Genomic DNA, 20,113 nt, shown 5'->3' on the forward strand with positions numbered 1-20,113 from the left:
ACGATCTTCGAAAGCCGGTCTCCCGTGCGGTGCTCCGGCCTCCCGCCCGAAGTGTCCTCTGTGGACCCGTGCGACTCCGGCCGCGGTCGGCGGGGTCTTGCGCCCTCTCTCGTGGTCCGGGTGCGGACCTGCGGAAACCGACGTTCCGCTGATCGTCGTCGCGGCTCGCTGATCTCGGGTCTCGCGTTGCGGTTCCGGGGCTCGCGGCGGGACTTCGCCGTTATCCGATGGTCATCTTCGGCGGGCACTCAGAGTGATTATCTGCATGGCATCCGTAGCACGAAGTTCAGGTGAACGGACCAATGCTTGCGTCTATTGATAACCCTCAGCTACTTTCCCCGCTCGTACGTCACGGTTCGGTCACGGCAATGTCTCGCTCCCCCGAGAGGCATTCCCCGCACCCCCCGAGCGGGAAGTGGCCGGATCCCCCCGAGACGGAAGGTGAAGATGGGCAAGCACCGCAAGGAGGGCGGCCATACCCCGAGGGCCGCCCTCCCGCTACGGAACAAGTTCGTCGCCGCAGTGGTGGCCGGTGGCGCTTTCGCCGCCGTGGGCCAGCCGCTGGCCGCGGCCGGCGAGCAGACCGACGTCCCCGAACGCAGCACAGCGGTGCACCCGCTCGCCGCCAGCAAGCAGCTGAGCCTGGCGCTCACCGGGACGGCCACCAGTCCCGCCGCGGTCCAGCTGCTCGCTCCCGAGACCGAGACCGACTCGGTCGAGGAGTCCGGTCAGATCGACAAGGCCGAGGCCATCGAGCAGGCCCGCGCGGAAGCCGAGCGGGCCCGCCAGGAGGCCGAGCGCGCCGCGGCCGAGGCCAAGCGCGCCGAGGAGGAAGCGGCCCGCAAGGCCGCCAGCGGCTTCGTCAAGCCCGCGGAGGGCACCTTCACCTCCGGCTTCGGCGCCCGCTGGGGCACCAGCCACAACGGGATCGACATCGCCAACAGCATCGGCACCCCGATCCGCGCGGTGGCCGCCGGCACCGTGATCGACGCCGGTCCGGCCAGCGGCTTCGGGCAGTGGATCCGGCTGCAGCACGAGGACGGCACGATCACCGTCTACGGCCACATCAACACCATCGACGTCAGCGAGGGTGAGAAGGTCGGCGCCGGTGAGCAGATCGCCACGATGGGCAACCGCGGGCAGTCCACCGGCCCGCACCTGCACTTCGAGGTGATCGTGGGCGGCAAGAAGATCAACCCGCTGCCGTGGCTGAGCGCCCGCGGCATCGAGGTGCAGTAAGCACCTCCCCCCCCCCCGAGCGACCGCCCGGGACCCGAATTTCCCCCGACGGGTCCCGGGCGGTTCCCCATCTCCGGGGCCGCTGTCGGCCGGTTCGGCTACCGTCCCGTCGCATGATCGTCAAAGGCAGTGCGGTCGTGCTGGCGGGGCGCTTCACCGAGGTGTCCCGGGCCGAGGCGAAACGCGGTCTGGAAGCGCTGGGTGCTGAGGTGATCGGATCGGTCTCCGCCCGGACCGACCTGGTGTTCGCGGGTGCGGACGCCGGGGCGATGGCGGAGTTGGCCGCCGCGCAGGACGTTCCGGTCCACGACGAGGCCGCCTTGCTGGCCGTGCTCTCCAGCGAGCCCGCGGAGTTCGCCGGGATCCCCGATCCGTCAGCCGGGCCGGACGCGGCGCTGGAGCGGCTGCGCGGTGCCGACTGGTCCGCGTTCGCCCCCGTGCGCGACACCGTGCCGCTGCGCGAAGCGCTCGAAGCACTGGAGCAGATGGACGGGATCACCGAGGCGCACCGGTTGGCCACCCAGCGGATGAGGGAGGCCGGGGCGGTGCTGCGCCACCCGGACGTGCACCGCGGCGACGTGGTCACGCACGCGCTGAGCCCGTGCGGCCGCTACCTCGCGATCGGCAGCTGGTGCGGCGGCGACTACGACCGGGGCGGCGCCGTGCAGATCTGGGAAGTCGCCACCGCCCGGTGCGTCAACGTGATCGACGGGATCCGCGGCGGTGCGGGCTGGCCGGGAACGGCCCGCAACCTCCAGTGGTCGTCGGACGGTTCGCGCATCGCCGCTGAGTTCGACACCAATCTCACGGGCGTGTGGGATCCGCACCGCGCCGAAGCCGCCCCGATCGCCGAGGCGTTCTTCTTCGCCAGCGCCAAGCCGACCGGGTTCGCCCTCGCCCCGGACGGCGAGCGCGCCTGCGTCTTCCAGGAAACGCCGCACGCCTTCCAGAGCAGCATCGTGTCGATGCTCCAGGGCCGGGTGTCGGGGCCGCCGGACGGCGAGGAGCTCGGTCCGGAGCCGATCCGGTTCAGCACACCGCTGTCCGCGGAAGCGCGGGCGGTCTTCGGGGCGGACGAGGAAGCGGGGATCCTCTTCGACCGCGCGTTCTGGTCCCGGGACGGTGCGCGGATCTACGGCGACATCGGGCAGGGCCGGTGGGCGGTGTCGCTCGACGTCGAGCAGCGGGGGCTCGCCTGGTTCCGGGAAACCGGCAGCGCGGACGGGCCGCCGCCGGAGTGGAGCCTGGACGAGCGCCTGCTCGCCCACCAGGACGGCGGTCGGCTGGTCATCTCCGATGCCCTGACCGGGGAGCCGACGGCCGACCTCGCCGGGTACCCGGGAGCGAGCTTCCTGTCCTGGGGGCCGGGCGGCCGACTGGCCGTGGTGGTGTCCCCCGACCCCGACGTGGCTGCCGATCCGGTCGTGGGGATCGTCGACGGAACGACCGGCGTGCACCGCTACGACCTGCCGGTCGACGTGGATTCCAGCGACCCGCACCGCTCCGACGGGCTGACGTGGGCGTGGTCGCCGGACGGGGAGCGCGCGGCGTGCGCCACCGCCACCGGCCGGATCGAGGTCTGGGCTCTCGGCGAGCAGCCCGAACGGCTGCACGAGCTCGACGGGCTCCGGCGCGAGGTGGACGGGTACACCTCCACGTTCGACCTGGTGTGGGCGTCGCACGACGTGCTCATCGCGATCGGACGGCGCGCACTGCGCTTCTTCCGCGCCACGACCGGCGAGATCATCGGCGACTTCGCCTTCGACCGCGCGCCGCGCGCCCCGCGCCCGCTCGACCTCGGCTCGGACCTGCTGCCCGACCCCGTGTTCGCCCTGGACGGCGAGACCTGGGCCGCCGCGTTCGAGAGCGGTGCGGTGATCGTCGAGCCCGGCCGGGAGGACGCCCTGCCCGACCTGCTCGCCTGGTCGGTCGCGAACCGCTTCGCCTGGCCCGTTCGCTGGGGCGACCTCGACATCTTCCCGGACGCCCGCGCCGCGGCTCGTGCGGAACCGCGCCTGGCCCCGTTCGTCGGATGAGAAAGCGCCCCGCACGGTCGGGGAAGGGCCGTCTCCGCGCTCGGCGATCTGATCCTGGCGGCCCGGGCCGGGTTCGCCGAAGCCGCGGAAGGTGTGCTGCAGTGGCCGGTGCGTTCGGCCCGCGGCGACGTGGTTCGCGCGGGCCAGGGCGGTTTCGGCGAGCGGGGGAACCGTTTCCGGCGATCGCCGGGTTCCCGGGGGCGCGTCGCCCGTCGTTCACGTGCGCGTCCGGTTTCCGTCGCCGGTGATCGTTACCGTCACCCGCGTTCACCAGTCCGACTTAGGAGCGACGTGAGCGCTACTCAGTTGACCTCGTTGGTCGCGGCGATCGTGATGTCGGCGGGAACCCCGCCGCCGGTGCCCGTCACCGCGCACGTCGAAACACCGGTGGTCCACGACGACGAAGCGGGCGGCAACGCCGACGCCGACGACCCGGCCGTGTGGGTCGATCCCCAGGACCCCGGGCGCAGCATCGTCATCGGCACCTTGAAGGAGGCCGGGCTCGACGTCTACGACCTCGACGGTCGGCGCCTGCAGCACGTGGCCGCACCCGAAGCGCCGGGGGAGCAGTCCGCGCCCGGCCGGTTCAACAACGTCGACGTCGTCTACGGCTTCGACCTGGGCGGTGTGCCGACCGATCTGGCCCTGGTCAGCGACCGGGGCCGGGACCGGATCCGGGCCTTCGCCATCGATCCCGCGGCGGTGGCGGCGGGCAAGCCCCCGCTGGTGGACGTGACCGCGCCCGATGTCGCGCCGGTGTTCGCCGCCGACGAGGCCGAGGTGGACGAGCAGCGCACCGCGTACGGGCTGACCGCCTTCCGGGACGACGATGACGCCTACGTGCTCGCCTCCCAGCGCGAGAAGACCTCGGTTCGGCTCCTGAAGCTGGAGGACCGCGGCGGGCGCATCGGCTACCGGACCGAGAGCACGCTCGACCTGCCCGACCAGTTCACCCTGCCCAACGGCACCTCCTGGACGCCGTGCGCCGATCCCGGCGAGCGCCCGCAGGTGGAGGGCATGGCCGTCGACCTGGAGGAGCACGTGCTCTACGCCGCGCAGGAGGCGGTGGGGGTGTGGCGCGTCGAGCTCGAGGACGGGCGCTTCGAGGAGCCGAAGCTGATCGACCGGGTCCGCGAGTACGGCACCCCGTGGACCTACGACCCCGCTGCGGAGGAGTGCGTCCTCGACGAGGCCAACGACCCCGGCTTCGGCGGTGATCACCTCTCCGCCGACGCCGAGGGCATCACGATCTACCACGCCGGGAACGGCGCCGGGTACGTGCTCGCCTCCAGCCAGGGGGACAACACCTTCGCCGTGTACGAGCGATCCGGCGGCAACGCCTTCGTCGGTTCCTTCGCCATCGCCGACGGCGCGACCGACGGGGTTCAGCACTCCGACGGCTCGACCGTGGTCAACGTCCCGCTGGGCGGTGCCTTCCCGCAGGGCCTGCTGGTCACCCACGACGGGGAGGAGACCCCGGCGGACCGGGAGGGCACCAACTTCAAGCTGACGCGGTGGGACGAGCTGGCCGCCGCGTTCCCGGAGCCGCTGGTGGTCGACACCGAGTCGTTCGACCCGCGGCGCTGACCTGCGCGCGACCGGCGCGGCGCCGCTGCGCCGGTCACCCCTCGGCGCCGCTCCTGGCGGGTTTGTCCTCCTCGATCCGGTGGCGGAGCCAGCCGAGGGTGCGGGAGAGGAGCCGGGAGACGTGCATCTGGGAGATGCCGATCTGCTCGGCGATCTGGGTCTGGGTCATGCCGCGGAAGAAGCGCATCACCAGGATGCGGCGCTCCCGGTCCGGCAGCTCCTGCAGCAGCGGCCGCACCATCTCGCGGTTCTCCACCTCGGCGAGCTCGGCGTCGTCGGAACCGATCGCATCGCCCAGCGGGATCTCGTCGGTGTCGGTGAGCAGCTCGTCCAGCGAAGCGCTGCGGTAGGCGTTGCCCGCCTCCAGCCCGCGGTACACGTCGTCGGTGCTGATGCCCAGGTGCTTGGCCAGCTCGCTGGGGGTCGGGGCGCGCCCCAGCTCCTGGGACAGGCGGGCGATGGCCGCCGACACCGACAGGTGCAGCTCCTGCAGGCGGCGCGGCATCCGCACCGCCCAGCCGGTGTCGCGGAAGTGCCGCCGCACCTCGCCCATGATCGTCGGCACCGCGTAGGACAGGAAGTCCACGCCGCGGTCGGGGTCGAACCGGTCCACCGCGTTGATCAGCCCGAGGGTGGCCACCTGGGTCAGGTCCTCCTGGGACTCGCCGCGGTGGCTGAAGCGGCGGGCGATGTGCTCGGCCACCGGCAGGTGCTCGGTGACCAGCTTGTCCCGGAGCTCGGCGTGGCGGGGGTCCTCCTTGCTCAACTTCGCGAGCTCGCCGAAGAGCGGCGCCAGCCGGTCGTAGCGCTCGTTGCGCGAATGCGCCGTCGGCTTGGAGTCCGCCCGTTTCACACGTGTGCCGTCCGTCCCTTGGTCAACTCGATCCGCACCAGGTGGCTGCCGTTGGCGGCAGCGGGATCCGACTCGACCGAGGTTGACACAACGTCCGCAAGAGCGCTCAGCACGCGCCAGCTGAAAGTATCCTTGCGCGGTCCGAAGGCGTCGTCGCTGATCACCTCGGCGGTGACCGACAGCGCGTCGTCCGCGGTGCGGAACCGGCACACCAGGGTGGCCTCCGGTGCGGCCAGCCGGACCAGCGAGGAGCAGGCCTCGTCGACCGCCAGCCGGAGGTCGGCGATCGAGTCGACGTCGTAGTCGGCGCGCATCGCGAGGTCGCCGACCACCGCCCGCATCACCGCCAGCTGGGCGGGCTCGGCCGCGATCCGGACCTCGACCACGTTCGCCGCGGATGTCATCGGCTCGCCCCTCGCGACCTCGCGTTCCACGCTCATCCCGGGCCACCTCGTCTCGGTCGGTGCGGCGCGACCATCACTCGCAGTCACCTGGTACCCGAGCCCCGCACCGAACAAACGGGCGCTCGGAGGCTACAGGAGGCTGCTCCAGTAGTCCCAGAAGCGCACCAGGATCAGGACCACGATGACCAGATACCACAGAACGAGCACCGTGCTGTGGAACCGGGCCAGCGCCACGCCGACGGACCGGCCGCCGCCGAAGTTGCCCGCGGCGAGGTTGTGCAGCGTCGTGTACCAGAACAGCGGGATGGTCACCGCCCACACGACCATGCAGTACGGGCACAGCGCGCCGATCTCGTACAGGCTCTGCACCACCAGCCAGTGGATGAAGCCCACCGCGAGGGTGGTGCCGACCTGCATGCCCAGCCAGAACCAGCGCGGCGGGCGGAAGCCGACCAGCAGCGCGACGCCGGTGGTGACCACCACCGGGAACGCGGCCACCCCGATCAGCGGGTTCGGGAAGCCCAGGACCGCGGCCTGGGCGCTGTCCATCACCGAACCGCAGGAGATGATCGGGCTGATGCTGCAGGTCGGCACGTAGCCGGGGTTGGCCAGCTTCTCGAACTTCTCGACGATCAGCGCGAACGAACCGGCCAGCCCGACGAGGCCGCCCACGACGTAGAGCCAGCCCAGGCCGCGGGGCTGCCGGGGCGCGCTCGGCCCGTCGGCCGCGGCCCGTTCGACGACGTGGGCGGCGGTCACTTGGCCAGCTCCGCGTCCAGCTTGCTGCGGAAGGCCTGGTTGAGCTGGTCCCAGCTCTGCACGTCCTGGCCGGGCTTGAACTGGCGGCCGTTGATGAACAGGGTCGGGGTGCCGCTGACCCCGGCCTTCTCGCCGTCCGCGGCGTCGGCGTCGATCTTGGCGATGACCTGCGGGGAGTTCACGTCCGCGCGGTACTTCTCCAGGTCGAGGCCGATCTGCCCGGCGTACTGCTCGAACAGCCCGCGGGCCTTGGCCGCGTCGTCGCTGACCTTGCCGTCCGGGGTGGCCGCCCACGCCTCGTAGTTGTCGTAGATGGCGTGGTACATCTCCTTGAACTTGCCCTGCAGCGCGGCGGCCTCGGCGGCCTGCGCGGCGGGCCGGGCCAGCGGGTGCATCTTGTCCAGCGGGAAGTTCCGGGCCACGAAGTTGATCCGGCCCTCGTAGTCCTTCTCGATCTGCTTGGTCATGTTCGAGTAGTAGCCCCAGCAGGCGGGGCACTGGTAGTCGAGGAACTCGACGACGGTGACCTTGCTGTCCGGCGACTCGACGAGCATGTTGCTGTCGGGCTTGCGCAGCAGCTCGGCCGCCACGGGGGGACCGGCGGGCTCCTCGGTGGTGCCGCCGCTGCCGTCGCGGTTGAACCACAGGACGCCGCCGATCACCACCACGGCGACGACCACCACGATGGCGGTGAGGACGACGTTGGTGGACAGCCGGGGCTGCTTGGTCAACGGGTTCTTGTTCTTCGACATCGGGTGCTTTCACCTTCGACCAGGTCCAGGGGGTACGTCCAGTTTCCCGCATTCACCCGTTCGTGAAGGCGCGCGGGGTGGAACTCACAGGCGGCTCACAGGCCGTTCTCAGCTTCGGGTCGGTTTGCCGTGCGCCCGGGATCGGGTAGGCATGGTTCGATGAGCGATCCGCTGCGCTTGGTCGACCAGGCAGAGCAGGGCAGGCTCCGGGCCTGGCGCGGTGGCACCTGGCACGATCCGGCGCTGGCCACCCTCACCCACCACCGGTTCTCCGACTCCGGCTGGATCTTCGAGCGCAAGCTCGACGGGGTCCGGGTCATCGCCGGTTGCGACGGCGACCGCCCGGTGCTGTGGTCGCGCAACCGCAAGCGGGTCGACGCGGCCTACCCCGAGGTCGTCGACGCGCTGGCCGCCCAGGGCGCGGACCGGTTCGTGCTCGACGGCGAGGCGGTCGCCTTCGAGGGAGACCGGACCAGCTTCGCCAGGCTGCAGAAGCGGATCCACCTCACCGACCCGGAGGTCGCCCGGCGCACCGGGGTGGCGGTCTACTACTACGTGTTCGACCTGATCGCCTTCGGCGGCGTGGACCTGACCGGGCTGTCGCTGCGCACCCGCAAGCGGCTGCTGCGCGAGTGCTTCGAGTTCACCGACCCGCTGCGGTTCAGCGCGCACCGGGTGGGCACCGGCGAGGAGTTCTTCCGCGAGGCGTGCGCGCGCGGGTGGGAGGGGCTGATCGCCAAGCGCGCGGACCGGCCCTACCGGGGTGGTCGCAGCCGGGACTGGCTGAAGTTCAAGTGCGTCGCCGACCAGGAGTTCGTCATCGGCGGGTTCACCGACCCCAAGGGCTCCCGGCTCGGCTTCGGCGCCCTGCTGGTCGGCTACTACCGGGGCGGGCGCCTGCGCTACGCGGGCAAGGTCGGCACCGGCTACGACGAGCGGACGCTGCGGGAGCTGCGGGCCCGGCTGGACGAGCTGTCCCGGGACAGCTCGCCCTTCGCCGACGAGGTGGCCGAGCCGGGCGCGCACTGGGTGTCGCCGGAGCTGGTGGCGCAGATCGGGTTCACCGAGTGGACCGAGGACGGCAAGCTCCGCCACCCGAGGTACTCCGGGCTGCGCAACGACAAGCGCCCCGAGGACGTCGTGCGGGAGGGCTGACGTCCCGGCCGGTTCGTGAGCGCTTTCCGGTGCTGTAGCGCCAGAAAGCGCTCACGGGCTACGACGTGCAGAACCGGGCCCCAGGCCGGAGCAGGTCCTCAGCGGCCGATCTCGATCGGGGCGTCGCTGGCGGCCGGGTGCACCGGGAGCTGGGTTTCCGCAGGACTGGGACTCCACGTCGCGAGCAGGACGGTCGTGACGACCATCATCACCGTTCCGACAACCGACACGATCGTGCGGCTGTTGCTCTGCATGGCGTGGGCCCCCGAATTTCTCGCGTAGGGATAGGGCGGAGTGAGCGGCGACGCCTCGAACGGCGTCCCACCATGGGTGTCGCCACCGGGGCCAACAACGTTAGCGACCGCGGTCGTTGTTCCCGGTGTGATGCGGAACTCCCTGGTGGGAGGGGCTTTCCGCGGGCTGCGACCACAAGCCCAGTTGCTGCAGGTGATGGATCAGCAACTCTCCGGTGCGGGTCACGTGCTCGTGCATCGCGGTGCGCGCGCCGACCGGGTCGTGCCGCCGCAGCGCGGTCAGCAGCGCTTCGTGGTCGGTGACCGCCATCTCGCGCCAGCCGGGCACCGCCGCGGCGACGTGCTGCGGTGCGTAGCGCACCGCGATGCCCAGGAACCACGACAGCTTCGGGGATTCCGCGATCCGCCACAGCACCGCTTGGAAGCGGCCCACCAGACCGCCCATGTCGGCCAGCACGAACTGCGCCGCCAGCCGCATCTCGTCCACCAGCGGGGCGAGCTCGGCGAGGTGCTCGGCGTCGATCCGCTGCGCGGCGCGGGCGGCCAGCTCGCCGGCGATGCTGGCCTGCAGGCGGTGGGCGTCGGCGAAGTCGTGGCGGCTCAGCGGGGCCACCGTGAACCCGCGCCGGGGCGCCAGGTTCACGAACCCCTCGCCGCGCAGCGCCAGCAGCGCCTCGCGGACCGGGGTGACGCTGACGCCGAGGTGCTCGGCGAGCCGTTCCAGGTGCAGGTGATCGCCCGCCCGGAGCCGACCGGTCATGATCCACTCGCGCAGCCGTCCGGCCAGTTCGTCGGGCAGCCGCGGGGACTGTGCGCGCATCGCCGCGTCGATCACCGCTCGGACGCCTCCCGGGGCGTGCCGGTGGGGGACTGTGTGTCGCCTGTCACGAGCAACTTGATACCACCTGTCGCGAGTAGTTGGTTCTGCTCATGGACGTTCCTCGCCTGCAGGACCTGCTCGACCTCGCCCGGCGGGGTGCGGACCGGTTCCTCGGCGGCACCCAGCCGCTGCCGGAGCACCGCACCTTCGGCGGCCTGCTGCTGGCCCAGTCGATCGCCGCGGCGGGTCGCACGGTGCCCGCGGACCGGCCGGTGCACTCGATGCACGCGCTGTTCGTCCGGGCCGCCGACCCGACCCGCCCGGTCGAGTACACAGTGGACAGGGTCCGGGACGGCGGGGCCACCTCGGCGCGCCGGGTGATCGCCGGTCAGGACGGGGTGGAGGTGTTCACCGCGCTGGTGTCGTTCCAGCGCGACCGCGACGGGCTGCGGCACCAGGCGGAGTTCCCGCCCGCCACCGCGCCGGAGGACCTGCTGCCGCTGCACGAGCGCTTCGCCGACTCCGACGTGCCGATCCCGGACTGGTGGCGGCTGCCGCGGGCGATCGAGCTGCGCCACGTCGACCGCGTCCCGTACCCGCCGCCGGTCGAGCCCGGCGGCGACTCCCGGCACCTGGTGTGGATGCGCGCCCCCGAGAAGCTGCCGGACGAGCCGCTGATGCACGCCTGCGCGCTGGCCTACGCCTCGGACATGACCTTGCTGGAGCCGGTGTTCCTGCTGCACGGCGTCGACCGGCACGCCAAGGGGGTGCAGCTGGCCAGCCTGGATCACGCGATGTGGTTCCACGAAGACCTCCGAGCCGACGAGTGGTTGCTCTACGACCAGGACTGCCCGGTGGCGGCGGGCGGCCGGGTGCTTGGACGCGGCAACGTCTTCGACCGTTCCGGCCGCCACGTCGCCACGGTCGCCCAGGAAGGCCTGCTGCGCCTCCAGCGCTGAGATCGGTCCGGCATACATAAGTCAGGGCACCCGCAGTCCAGGCGGGCGCTGAGGTTCCGCCACCGGCGCCGCCACGCAGAACGAGGTTGGAAAAACCTCAGTGAAATCGCGGTGCATCGGCCCGGCGTCGTCTCGGCGAGCGGCCGTGCGGCGGGCTCCGGCCGGTATCGTTCCAGGTGTGGTAGCTGATCCTGCCGACAACGCCGCTGATGTCACGCACGCGCTGGCCGAGGCCCGGCTCCAGGACGTGCCGACCCTGACCGAGCGGCTGATGGCCGCCATCTTCACCGACAACCCCGAGTGGACCGACTACAGCCCGGTCCCGAAGGAAGACCTGTGGGAGGGCTGTCGGCAGTACCTGGAGCGGATCCTGCAGATCCTCAGCGGTGCGGTGGCCGGGCCGGACGGCGACGACGTGGCCGCCGCGATCGGCCGCCGCCGCGCCGAGCAGGGCGTGCCGCTGGAGGTGATGCTGCGGACCTTCCGGCTCGGCGGCCGGGTCGTCTGGGAGGCGCTGGTCGACCAGGCGCACCAGGACGGCGCGGACCCCGACGCGGTGCTGGGGGTGGCGACCTCGATCTGGACGGTGATCGACGGGCTGTCCTCGACGCTGTCCACGTCCTACCGCAACACCGAGCTGGAGCGGGTGCGCCGCGACGACCAGCGGCGGCACGCGCTGGTGGAGGACCTGCTGGCCGGTCGCGCGCGCGACATCGCCTTCGCGCAGCGCACCGCCAAGGAGCTGGACCTGCCCACCGGCGGCGCCTACCTGGTGATCGTGGCGGAGATGAACGACGACGGCGGGTTCGCGCTGCGCGGGCAGCAGGACGCGCTGAGCGCGCTGCACGTCCGGTCGGTGTGGCAGGTGCGCGCCGATTCGCTGGTCGGCCTGGTGGCGCTGGAGCAGCGGCACAAGAACCTGGTGCTGGACGCGCTGCGCCCGCTGGCGCGCGGCCGGGTGGCGGTGTCGCCGACGGTGCGGGGGCTCGCCGAGGTGGGCCTGGCCCACCAGCTCGCGCTGACCACGCTGGGCACCTCCTCGTACGGCTCGTCGGAGCTGGTGACCTTGGAGGAGCGGTTCCCGGAAGCGCTGCTGGTGCAGTCGCCGGACCTGGCGCAGCGCCTGCTGGAGTCGCAGCTCGGCCCGGTCCTGGAGCTGCCGGTGCGCGAGCGGGACATGCTGCTGGAGACGCTGGCGGCGTGGCTGGAGGAGAACTGCTCGACGGCGAACGCGGCGGTGCGCCTGCACTGCCACCGCAACACCGTCCTGAACCGCCTGCACCGGATCACGTCCCTGATCGGCCAGTCCCTGCACGGCCGCACGGCCTACGTCTCGCTCTCCCTAGCCCTGTCGGCCCTGCGCCTCCGCGACGGCCTGCGCGACTGAACGCCGGGAGCCGTCGAGGCGTCACGCCCCGGGCGGGAGCCACGGGTTGATCGGGACGGTGCCGGTGGCGCGGCCGCGCTCGTCGAGGAGCTTGCCCATCAGCTTCACCAGGCGCAGCGTCACCGCCCGGTCCACCAGCTGGAGCTGGGGGAGCCGGTCGGCGAGCAGGGTCTCCAGCCGGGCCAGGTCGGCCACGGACTTCAGCCACAGCGTGAACAGCAGGTTGTGCGGGCCGGTGACCGAGGAGCACATCCGCAGCTCGGGCAGCGCGCTCAGGCCCTGCGCGACCTTGTCGATCTCGCCGGGCGGAACGCTGGCCCAGAGGGTGGCGGCCACCGGCCACTCGGTGAGGTCGCGGGCGATCTCGCAGCGGAGCACGGCGTCCCCGCGGTGCATCAGCCCGGCGATGCGGCGGCGGACGTTCGGTGCGCTCAGCCCGGTCTCCCGGGCGAGCTCGACGGCCGGGGCCCGGGCGTCGCGGGACAGCGCGGTGATCAGCCGGTGGTCGTGCTCGTCGAGCTCGGTGCGCGGTTGGTCGGTGGCGGGGCGGGTCAGCTGCCGCTGCTGGGCGGGGGTGAGGCTGCGCAGCCGCCACCGGGAGCCCTCGGAGAAGACCCGGGTGGCCAGCGCCGCGCGGGTCCGGGCGACCCCGGGCAGCGCCGAGATGTGCTCGGTGATCAGCTCCGACAGCGCGCCGAGGTCCTGGACCAGCACCATGACCAGCAGATCGCGACCGCCCGCCAGGTGCTCGACGGTCACCACCTGGGGGTGGGCCGCCAGCGCCCGGGCCACGTCCATCGCCCGCCCGGACTGCACGTCGATCTCGACGTAGGCGGTGAAGCTGGCACCGATGAGGCGGACCCCGGGGTAGCAGGTCGTCCAGGCGCGGCCGGTGCTGCGCAGCCGGTCCCAGCGGCGCGCCGCGGTGACCGCGTCCACGCCGAGCACCCGGCCCACCGCGGTCCACGACGCGCGCGGTGAGATCTGCAGCGCGTGCAGGATCGAGCGGTCCAAGTCGTCCAACGCCGTTTTCTGCATCTGAACCCGATCATCGCGCTTTTTCCTGCATTGTCGCGCAGGTTCCTTTCGCGGTACGGCACCGGCTCGCAGTCTGCTGCGCACGAGCACACCCCGGAGGTGAGTGTTGGCGCAGGTGGATGGCGCCCTGGCAGCGCGGCCAGGGCGAGCAGCGGTCTCGGCGGCGGGACGTCGCGAGCTGGTCGCGGGCGCGGTCGGCGGCATCGTCGAGTCGTTCGACTGGACGATCTACGCGGTGCTGGCCCCGTTCTTCGCATCGCAGATGTTCGCCGGCGACGACGGGCTGACCAAGCTGCTGGCGGCGTACGCGGGCTTCGCGGTCGGTTTCGTGGTCCGCCCGCTGGGCAGCTATCTGCTCGGCCGGGTCGCCGATGTGCGCGGTCGGCGGTTCGCGCTGGTCGTCAGCATGGGCACGATCTGCCTCGGCAGCCTGCTGATCGCGGCGCTGCCGACGGCGGCGACCATCGGGGTCGCGGCCCCGGTCCTGCTGGTGCTGCTGCGCGCCCTGCAGGGCGTCGCGATGGGCGGGGAGAACCCCAGCGTGGCCGCCTACATCACCGAAACCGCGCCGCCCGGCCGCAGGTTCCTCTACAGCGGCCTGTCCTACTGCGGCGCTTTCGTCGGCAACGTCCTGTGCTTCGCGGTGGTCGGTGCGCTGCTGCTGGTGATGGGCGAGCAGGGCGTCGTCGACGGCGGTTGGCGGATCGGTTTCGTCGTCGCGGCGGTGTTCGGGATCCTCGCGTTCTGGGTGCGCAGCGGGGCCGCCGAGAGCGGGGAGTTCGAGGCGGGCAGGCGCGCAGCGGGGCCGCGGCCGAAGGTGCTCGCGCACGCCCGGAACATGCTCGCGGTGTTCCTCATGACCACCGGCACCACGGTCGGGGTCTACTTCGGCACGGTGTACCTGCCGGAGTACGCCGCGCAGGTCGGGGTCGTGCACTCGGTCGCGACGAACCTGGAGATGATCCCGGGCCTGCTGGCGCTGATCGCCGCGATGGCGGTGTCCGGGCTGCTGGCGGACCGGTTCGGCGGCATGCGGGTGTTCCGCGTCGGCGCGCTGCTGCTGGCCGCGGGCACGGTGCCGCTGATGACCGCGCTCGCCCAGGGCTGGTTGCCGGTGTGGGCGGTGGCGACCGGCTACCTCGTCCTCGGTGTCGCCCCGACCACCGCCGTGGCGAACGTGCTCTACAGCGAGGTCTTCCCCGTCGAGGTGCGCGTGGTGGCGATGGGGGTGCCGTTCACGCTCGCGGTCGCGCTGTTCGGCGGCACGTTCCCGCTGCTCGCCGGATCGCTGGCGGCGCTCGGGGGCCTGACCGCCGTGCCGTGGGTGGCTGCTGCGACCGCCGTTGTCACGTTGCTGGGCACGTTGCTGTTCAAGCGCGGCTGAACTGCAGGAGGAATCGAAGATGGCCGACTTGTCGGCGCTGTTGGACGACGCCCGCGCGCTGCACCCGGACCTGGTGCGGATCCGCCGCGATCTGCACCGAATCCCGGAGCTGGGGCTGGAGCTGCCGCGCACCCAGGAGCGCGTGCTGTCCGAATTGGACGGTCTGGGGCTGGAGGTGACCACCGGCGCGGAGCTCAGCTCGGTGACGGCGGTGCTGCGCGGGTCCCGGCCGGGGCCGACCGTGCTGCTGCGCGGGGACATGGATGCGCTTCCGGTGGTGGAGGAGACCGGGCTCGGCTTCGCCGCCGACAACGGCCGGATGCACGCCTGCGGGCACGACCTGCACGCGACGATGCTGCTGGGCGCGGCGAAGCTGGTGGCGGCGCGGCGGGAGCAGCTCGGCGGGGACGTGGTGTTCGCGTTCCAGCCGGGCGAGGAGGGGTACGACGGAGCCGGGCGGATGCTCGGCGAAGGTCTGCTGTCGGCGTCGGGGCGCAAGCCCGACGCGGCCTACGCGCTGCACGTGATCTCCGGGCTGGAGCGCGGTCTGTTCACCACGCGGGGCGGGCCGATGCTGGCGGCGTCCAACCGGCTGGCGGTGACCGTCCGGGGGCGCGGCGGGCACGGTTCCGCGCCGTTCCGGGCGGTGGACCCGGTTCCGGTGGCCTGCGAGATGGTGCTGGCGCTGCAGTCGTTCGTGACCCGCCGGTTCGACGTGTTCGACCCGGTGGTGCTGACCGTCGGCACCATCCGCGGCGGCACCCGGGAGAACGTCATCCCCGACGAGGTCACCTTCACCGCCACGGTCCGGACCTTCTCCCACCGGGCGCAGTCGGTGGTCAAGGACGGTTCGGTCCGGGTGTGCGAGGGCGTCGCGGCGGCGCACGGTGCGGAGGTGCGGGCGGAGTTCGTCGAGCAGTACCCGGTCACGGTCAACGACGAGTCGGAGGCGGAGTTCGTCGCGGGCGCGTTGCGCGAGCTGCACGGCGAGCACCGCTTCGCCCCCGCTCCCAAGCCGCTCAGCGCCTCGGAGGACTTCTCCCGCATGCTGGCCGAGGTCCCCGGGGCGATGATCTCCCTCGGCGCCTGCCCGCCGGACCGCGACCCGGCCCGGGCCCCGGACAACCACTCGCCGCAAGCCGTCTTCGACGACGAGGTCCTGGCCGACGGCGCCGCCGCCTACGCGGCTCTGGCGGTGCAGCGCCAGACCTCGTGAGCGGCGATCGCCGCTCTTGCCACCATCGCCGCTCACGACTGGTTCGTGAGCGGCGATGGTCGTTCTTGCGCCCATCGCCGAGCACGAGGGCTGTGCAGCGGTGACATCCGGACCAATCCGGCTTTTCCGGCCACCGGTGTCCAGGTCGTGGTCGGGTCGGCGCGGCGCCTGCGATTTCGCGCCTGGGGCTCCGCGCGGGCTGTGGCGGCGATCTCAGCCACGCAGGGTAGTGTTCGCGTTACATGTTGTGTGCGTCACGCTGGGGAATGTGCGGTGTGCACAGTTGCGCCGGAAGAAGTCTGGGCGAGCGGGCATAGCGCTCAAGTGGTCGCGCTCACGACACTCTGAGTGAGAATTGCCCGCTCGATCCGGGCTTTCCGTAACCGGCGCGTGCGTTCAAAGGAGCACAGCGAAGTGCAGGAGTTCGACCTTCTCGTGGTGGGTGGCGGCCCCGGTGGGTACGTCGCCGCGATCCGGGCCGCGCAGCGCGGTCTCTCGGTCGGCGTGGTGGAAAAGGAGCGGCCCGGCGGGGTCTGCTTGAACTGGGGCTGCATCCCGACCAAGGCGATGCTGCGTTCGGCCGAGGTCTACGAGACCGTGCTGCACGCGTCCGACTTCGGGATCAACGCCGAGAACGTCAGCGTCGACTACGACGCCATCCGCCGTCGCAAGAGCAGCGTCGTCAAGGGCCTCACCGACGGCGTCGCGGGGCTGCTGAAGAGCAACGGCGTCACCGTCATCAACGGCCACGCCCGGTTCACCGGGCCGACCACCGTGGACGTCTACGCCACCGGTGAGTCGCCGCTGGGCGCCGAGGGCCCGCGCTACGCCGCCGAGCCGACCGGCTCCCAGCCGATCGAGCAGGTCAAGGCGCGCGACGTCATCATCGCCACCGGCTCGGTCCCCGTGCAGCTGCCGCTGCCCGGCGCGGACCTGCCCGGCGTGATCACCTCCGACGGCGCCTTCGGCCTGGCCGAGGTGCCCAAGCGCATCGCCATCATCGGCGGCAGCGCGGTCGGCGCCGAGTGGGCGACGCTGTTCGCCACCCTCGGCAGCGAGGTCAGCATCATCGAGATGCAGAAGACCCTGGTGCCCGCCGAGGACGCCGAGGTCGGGAAGGCCCTGGGCCGCTCGTTCACCAAGCGCGGCATCAAGGTCCTCACCGAGGCCACCGTGTCCCGCGTCGACCAGGCCGCCGACGGCCTGAAGGTCACCGTGGACGGCGCCAAGCCGCAGCAGATCGACGCCGACGTGGTGCTGGTCGGGGTCGGCCGCAAGCCCAACACCGCCAGCCTGGACCTGGACAAGACCGGCGTGGCCACCAGCGAGCGCGGTTTCATCACCGTCGACGACAAGCTGCGCACCAACGTCGAGCACGTCTACGCGATCGGCGACGTCACCGGCAAGGCGCTGCTCGCGCACGTCGCCTCGCACCAGGGCATCGTCGCGGCCGAGACGATCGCCGGGCAGCACGCCGCCATCGACTACAACGTCATCCCGGCGGCGACCTTCACCCACCCGGAGATCGCCAGCGTCGGCCTCACCGAGGCGCAGGCCAAGGAGGCCGGTCACGACGTCGTCGCCGCGAAGTTCCCGTTCGCCGCGCTGGGCCGCGCGCAGAGCTACGGCGACACCGAGGGCTTCATGAAGATCGTCGCCGGCAAGAAGTACGGCGAGGTCCTGGGCGTGCACATCATCGGTCACTCCGCGAGCGACCTGATCACCGAGGGCGCGCTGGCCATGGCGCTGGAGGCCACCCTCGACGAGCTCGCCGAGACCATCCACGCGCACCCGACCCTCGGCGAGATCGGCATGGAGGCCGCGATGGCCGCCATGGGTCTGCCGGTCCACGTCGCACCGCCGAAGAAGCGCTGACAACGAGGCCTTTTTCCGAAAGGGGACCGTGATGGCAACGACAGCCACGCGCAGCAAGCCGTCCACCCGCAGCACCGCCAAGTCGCGGCGCGGCAGCGGTGCGGTACGGGGCTCCGGCGGCGGAAGCTTCGCCGGGGAGTCGCCGGAGCTGCTCCAGGACTACTTCCACGAGATGACCCTGATCCGGCGCTTCGAGGAGCGCGCGGCCCAGGGCTACACCCAGGCCAAGATCGGCGGGTACTGCCACCTCAACCTCGGTGAGGAGGCCACCGTCGTCGGCCTGATGCGCGCCCTGCGCAAGACCGACCTGCTGTTCACCAACTACCGCGAGCACGGCTACGCGATCGCCAAGGGCATCGAGCCCGGCCGCGTGATGGCCGAGCTCTACGGCCGCACCACCGGCACCTCCAAGGGCTGGGGCGGCTCGATGCACATGTTCGACGTGGAGTCCGGGCTGCTCGGCGGCTACGGCATCGTCGGCGGCCAGATCCCGCTGGCCACCGGTGCCGCGCTGGCCATCGACTACCGCTCCGGCGACCAGGTCGTGATGTGCCAGATGGGCGACGGCACCACCAACATCGGCGCCTTCCACGAGTCGCTGAACATCGCGGCGCTGTGGAACCTGCCGGTGGTGTTCGTGGTGATCAACAACCAGCTCGGCATGGGCACCACGGTGGACAAGTCCTCCGCGGAGCCGGAGCTGTTCAAGCGCGCCTCGGCCTACAAGATGCCGGGCGAGCGGGTGGACGGCAACGACGTCCTGGCCGTCCGCGACGCCGCGACCCGCCTGGTCGAGCAGGCCCGCAACGGCGGTGGCCCGGCGCTGCTGGAGTGCGTCAGCGAGCGGCTGAAGGGCCACTCGGTGGTCGACCCGGCCAAGTACCGCAGCGAGGAGTCGGTGGAGCGGGCCAAGCAGGCCGACCCGATCGCCAACTTCCGCGCCCAGCTGATCGAGGCCGGTGTGCTGGACGAGGACACCGCCGCCGAGATCGAGCGCAAGGCGCAGGCCGAGGCCGACGCGGCGGTCGCGTTCGCCGACGACAGCCCGCACCCCGACCCGTCGACGCTGTTCGACTACACCTACGCCACCCCGGTGGCCAACGATTCGCGACGGCTCCCCGCCGACCCGGTCTTCTGACGCCACTCCGGGTCTTCCGCGAACCGTCGCGGTATTTGCGACACCCCGCCACTTGATCCGTGAGTGCTTTTGCGGCACATCGCCGCAAAAGCGCTCACGGTCCCCATTGCTCTTCTCCAGGAGAAACACCCTTGGCCGTCATCACGTACCGCCAAGCGTTGCACGACACGCTTCGCGAGGAAATGCTGCGCGATGAGGACGTCTTCCTCATCGGCGAGGAAATCGGGGTCTTCGAGGGCTCCTACAAGATCACCGCTGGCCTGCTGAAGGAGTTCGGCGAGAAGCGGGTGCGCGACACCCCGATCGCCGAGGAGGGCTTCGTCGGCGCCGCGGTCGGCGCGGCGATGCTGGGCCTGCGCCCGGTCGTCGAGCTGATGACGATCAACTTCTCGCTGATCGCGCTGGACCAGATCGTCAACCACGCGGCCAAGATCTACGGCATGTTCGGCGGCCAGACCAGCGTGCCGATGGTGATGCGCACGCCGGGCGGCGGCGGCCAGCAGCTGGGCGCCACCCACTCGCAGAACATCGAGCTGTACTACGCCTTCGTGCCGGGCCTGAAGGTCGTCGCGCCGAGCACGCCCGCCGACGCCAAGGCGCTGCTGCTGGCCTCGATCCGGGACAACGACCCGGTGCTGTTCCTGGAGAACCTGGCGCTCTACAACACCAAGGGCGAGGTTCCCGACGTCGTCGAGCCGGCTGAGATCGGCAAGGCGAAGGTGACCCGCGAGGGCACCGACATCACCATCATCGGCTACTCCCGGATGGCGCTGGTGGCCCACCAGGTCGCCGAGAAGCTGCACGCCGAGGAGGGCATCAACGCCGAGGTCGTGGACCTGCGCAGCTTGCGGCCGCTGGACCGGCAGACCATTGTGGACTCCGTGCGCAAGACCGGCTGCGCCGTCGTCGCGGAGGACGACTGGCTGACCTACGGCATCGGCGCGGAGATCGCCGCGTCCATCTCGGACGGTGCGTTCGACTACCTGGACGCCCCGGTCCGCCGCGTCGCGGCGGCGGAGGTGCCGCTGCCCTACGCCAAGCCGCTGGAGCGCGCCGCGCTCCCGTCCGCCGAGTCCCTCACGACCGCGATCCACCAGACCCTGGACGCAGTCGGTCGCCGCCGCTAGGAGAGTTATTGGTTGCTTTGCGTAGCGGTGCGGGTAGCGGAACCTCAGATGCCGCCTCGACTGCGGGATCCCCGTCTCATGTATGACCTATACACCACGTCGGGGCTGTCCTCGCGAGGCGACATCTGAG

At 71.6% G+C, this 20,113-nt stretch carries 18 protein-coding genes; 11 read left to right on the forward strand and 7 right to left on the reverse strand.

What is annotated here, in order from left to right; genetic code table 11:
• The first annotated feature begins 447 nt into the window (after positions 1-447).
• The 3 genes from F1721_RS21100 (at position 448) to F1721_RS21110 (ending at position 4,862) form a co-directional block, all read left to right on the forward strand.
• Positions 448-1,239 (forward strand): M23 family metallopeptidase, encoded by a 792-nt coding sequence (locus tag F1721_RS21100; protein WP_150068452.1) that lies wholly within the window; start codon positions 448-450, stop codon positions 1,237-1,239.
• 113 nt (positions 1,240-1,352) lie between these two features.
• Positions 1,353-3,275, forward strand: coding sequence for a WD40 repeat domain-containing protein (locus F1721_RS21105; RefSeq protein WP_150068453.1), 1,923 nt, complete (start codon positions 1,353-1,355; stop codon positions 3,273-3,275).
• Between the two features lie 291 nt (positions 3,276-3,566).
• Positions 3,567-4,862, forward strand: coding sequence for a phytase (locus F1721_RS21110; protein ID WP_150068454.1), 1,296 nt, complete (start codon positions 3,567-3,569; stop codon positions 4,860-4,862).
• Positions 4,863-4,896: 34 nt separating this feature from the next.
• On the opposite strand, the gene F1721_RS21115 is transcribed toward F1721_RS21110, so the two are convergent.
• The 4 genes from F1721_RS21115 to F1721_RS21130 all read right to left on the reverse strand — a co-directional run bounded on the left by F1721_RS21115 (position 4,897) and on the right by F1721_RS21130 (position 7,630).
• Complete coding sequence (locus F1721_RS21115; RefSeq protein WP_150068455.1) at positions 4,897-5,715, reverse strand: RNA polymerase sigma factor SigF; 819 nt, start codon at positions 5,713-5,715, stop codon at positions 4,897-4,899.
• The gene (locus F1721_RS21120) at positions 5,712-6,155 is read right to left on the reverse strand and encodes an ATP-binding protein (RefSeq protein ID WP_150068456.1); all 444 of its coding nucleotides are present in this window, start codon (positions 6,153-6,155) and stop codon (positions 5,712-5,714) included. The genes F1721_RS21115 and F1721_RS21120 overlap by 4 nt, the downstream gene beginning before the upstream one ends.
• Positions 6,156-6,248: 93 nt before the next feature.
• Positions 6,249-6,878: a vitamin K epoxide reductase family protein gene (locus F1721_RS21125; protein WP_150068457.1), complete on the reverse strand. Its 630-nt coding sequence runs from the start codon at positions 6,876-6,878 to the stop codon at positions 6,249-6,251.
• Positions 6,875-7,630, reverse strand: a complete 756-nt coding sequence (locus F1721_RS21130; RefSeq protein ID WP_150068458.1) for a DsbA family protein — start codon at positions 7,628-7,630, stop codon at positions 6,875-6,877. Before F1721_RS21130 ends, F1721_RS21125 begins: the two co-directional genes overlap by 4 nt.
• Before the next feature lie 159 nt (positions 7,631-7,789).
• Between F1721_RS21130 and ligD the strand changes: the two genes are divergently transcribed.
• On the forward strand, positions 7,790-8,785 hold the full coding sequence (ligD, locus tag F1721_RS21135; RefSeq protein WP_150068459.1) for a non-homologous end-joining DNA ligase: 996 nt from the start codon (positions 7,790-7,792) through the stop codon (positions 8,783-8,785).
• 98 nt (positions 8,786-8,883) lie between these two features.
• Here ligD and F1721_RS34505 read toward each other — a convergent pair whose 3' ends face one another.
• Entirely contained in the window at positions 8,884-9,039 is a 156-nt protein-coding gene (locus F1721_RS34505; RefSeq protein WP_170301553.1) for a hypothetical protein, read from the reverse strand.
• A 100-nt stretch (positions 9,040-9,139) separates the two neighbouring features.
• On the reverse strand, positions 9,140-9,859 hold the full coding sequence (locus F1721_RS21140) for a GntR family transcriptional regulator (RefSeq protein ID WP_150068460.1): 720 nt from the start codon (positions 9,857-9,859) through the stop codon (positions 9,140-9,142).
• A 110-nt stretch (positions 9,860-9,969) separates the two neighbouring features.
• On the opposite strand from F1721_RS21140, the gene F1721_RS21145 reads away from it, so the two are divergent.
• On the forward strand, positions 9,970-10,818 hold the full coding sequence (locus F1721_RS21145; protein WP_150068461.1) for an acyl-CoA thioesterase: 849 nt from the start codon (positions 9,970-9,972) through the stop codon (positions 10,816-10,818).
• Positions 10,819-10,996: 178 nt separating this feature from the next.
• Positions 10,997-12,205: a PucR family transcriptional regulator gene (locus tag F1721_RS21150; RefSeq protein WP_150068462.1), complete on the forward strand. Its 1,209-nt coding sequence runs from the start codon at positions 10,997-10,999 to the stop codon at positions 12,203-12,205.
• Between the two features lie 21 nt (positions 12,206-12,226).
• Here F1721_RS21150 and F1721_RS21155 read toward each other — a convergent pair whose 3' ends face one another.
• Positions 12,227-13,228 carry an Lrp/AsnC family transcriptional regulator gene (locus tag F1721_RS21155; RefSeq protein ID WP_170301554.1) on the reverse strand — a complete coding sequence of 334 codons (1,002 nt, stop codon included), beginning with the start codon at positions 13,226-13,228 and terminating at the stop codon, positions 12,227-12,229.
• 130 nt (positions 13,229-13,358) lie between these two features.
• On the opposite strand from F1721_RS21155, the gene F1721_RS21160 reads away from it, so the two are divergent.
• The 5 genes from F1721_RS21160 to F1721_RS21180 all read left to right on the forward strand — a co-directional run bounded on the left by F1721_RS21160 (position 13,359) and on the right by F1721_RS21180 (position 19,983).
• Positions 13,359-14,627 carry an MFS transporter gene (locus tag F1721_RS21160; RefSeq protein ID WP_150068464.1) on the forward strand — a complete coding sequence of 423 codons (1,269 nt, stop codon included), beginning with the start codon at positions 13,359-13,361 and terminating at the stop codon, positions 14,625-14,627.
• Between the two features lie 19 nt (positions 14,628-14,646).
• Entirely contained in the window at positions 14,647-15,843 is a 1,197-nt protein-coding gene (locus tag F1721_RS21165; protein WP_150068465.1) for a M20 metallopeptidase family protein, read from the forward strand.
• Positions 15,844-16,257: 414 nt separating this feature from the next.
• A complete protein-coding gene (lpdA, locus tag F1721_RS21170) occupies positions 16,258-17,718 on the forward strand; it encodes a dihydrolipoyl dehydrogenase (RefSeq protein ID WP_150068466.1) in 1,461 nt (486 codons plus the stop codon).
• Positions 17,719-17,749: 31 nt separating this feature from the next.
• On the forward strand, positions 17,750-18,856 hold the full coding sequence (pdhA, locus tag F1721_RS21175) for a pyruvate dehydrogenase (acetyl-transferring) E1 component subunit alpha (protein WP_150068467.1): 1,107 nt from the start codon (positions 17,750-17,752) through the stop codon (positions 18,854-18,856).
• A gap of 131 nt (positions 18,857-18,987) precedes the next feature.
• The gene (locus F1721_RS21180; protein WP_150068468.1) at positions 18,988-19,983 is read left to right on the forward strand and encodes an alpha-ketoacid dehydrogenase subunit beta; all 996 of its coding nucleotides are present in this window, start codon (positions 18,988-18,990) and stop codon (positions 19,981-19,983) included.
• The last annotated feature ends 130 nt before the right edge of the window (positions 19,984-20,113 follow it).

It is taken from the genome of Saccharopolyspora hirsuta (assembly GCF_008630535.1).
Lineage (GTDB): Bacteria > Actinomycetota > Actinomycetes > Mycobacteriales > Pseudonocardiaceae > Saccharopolyspora > Saccharopolyspora hirsuta.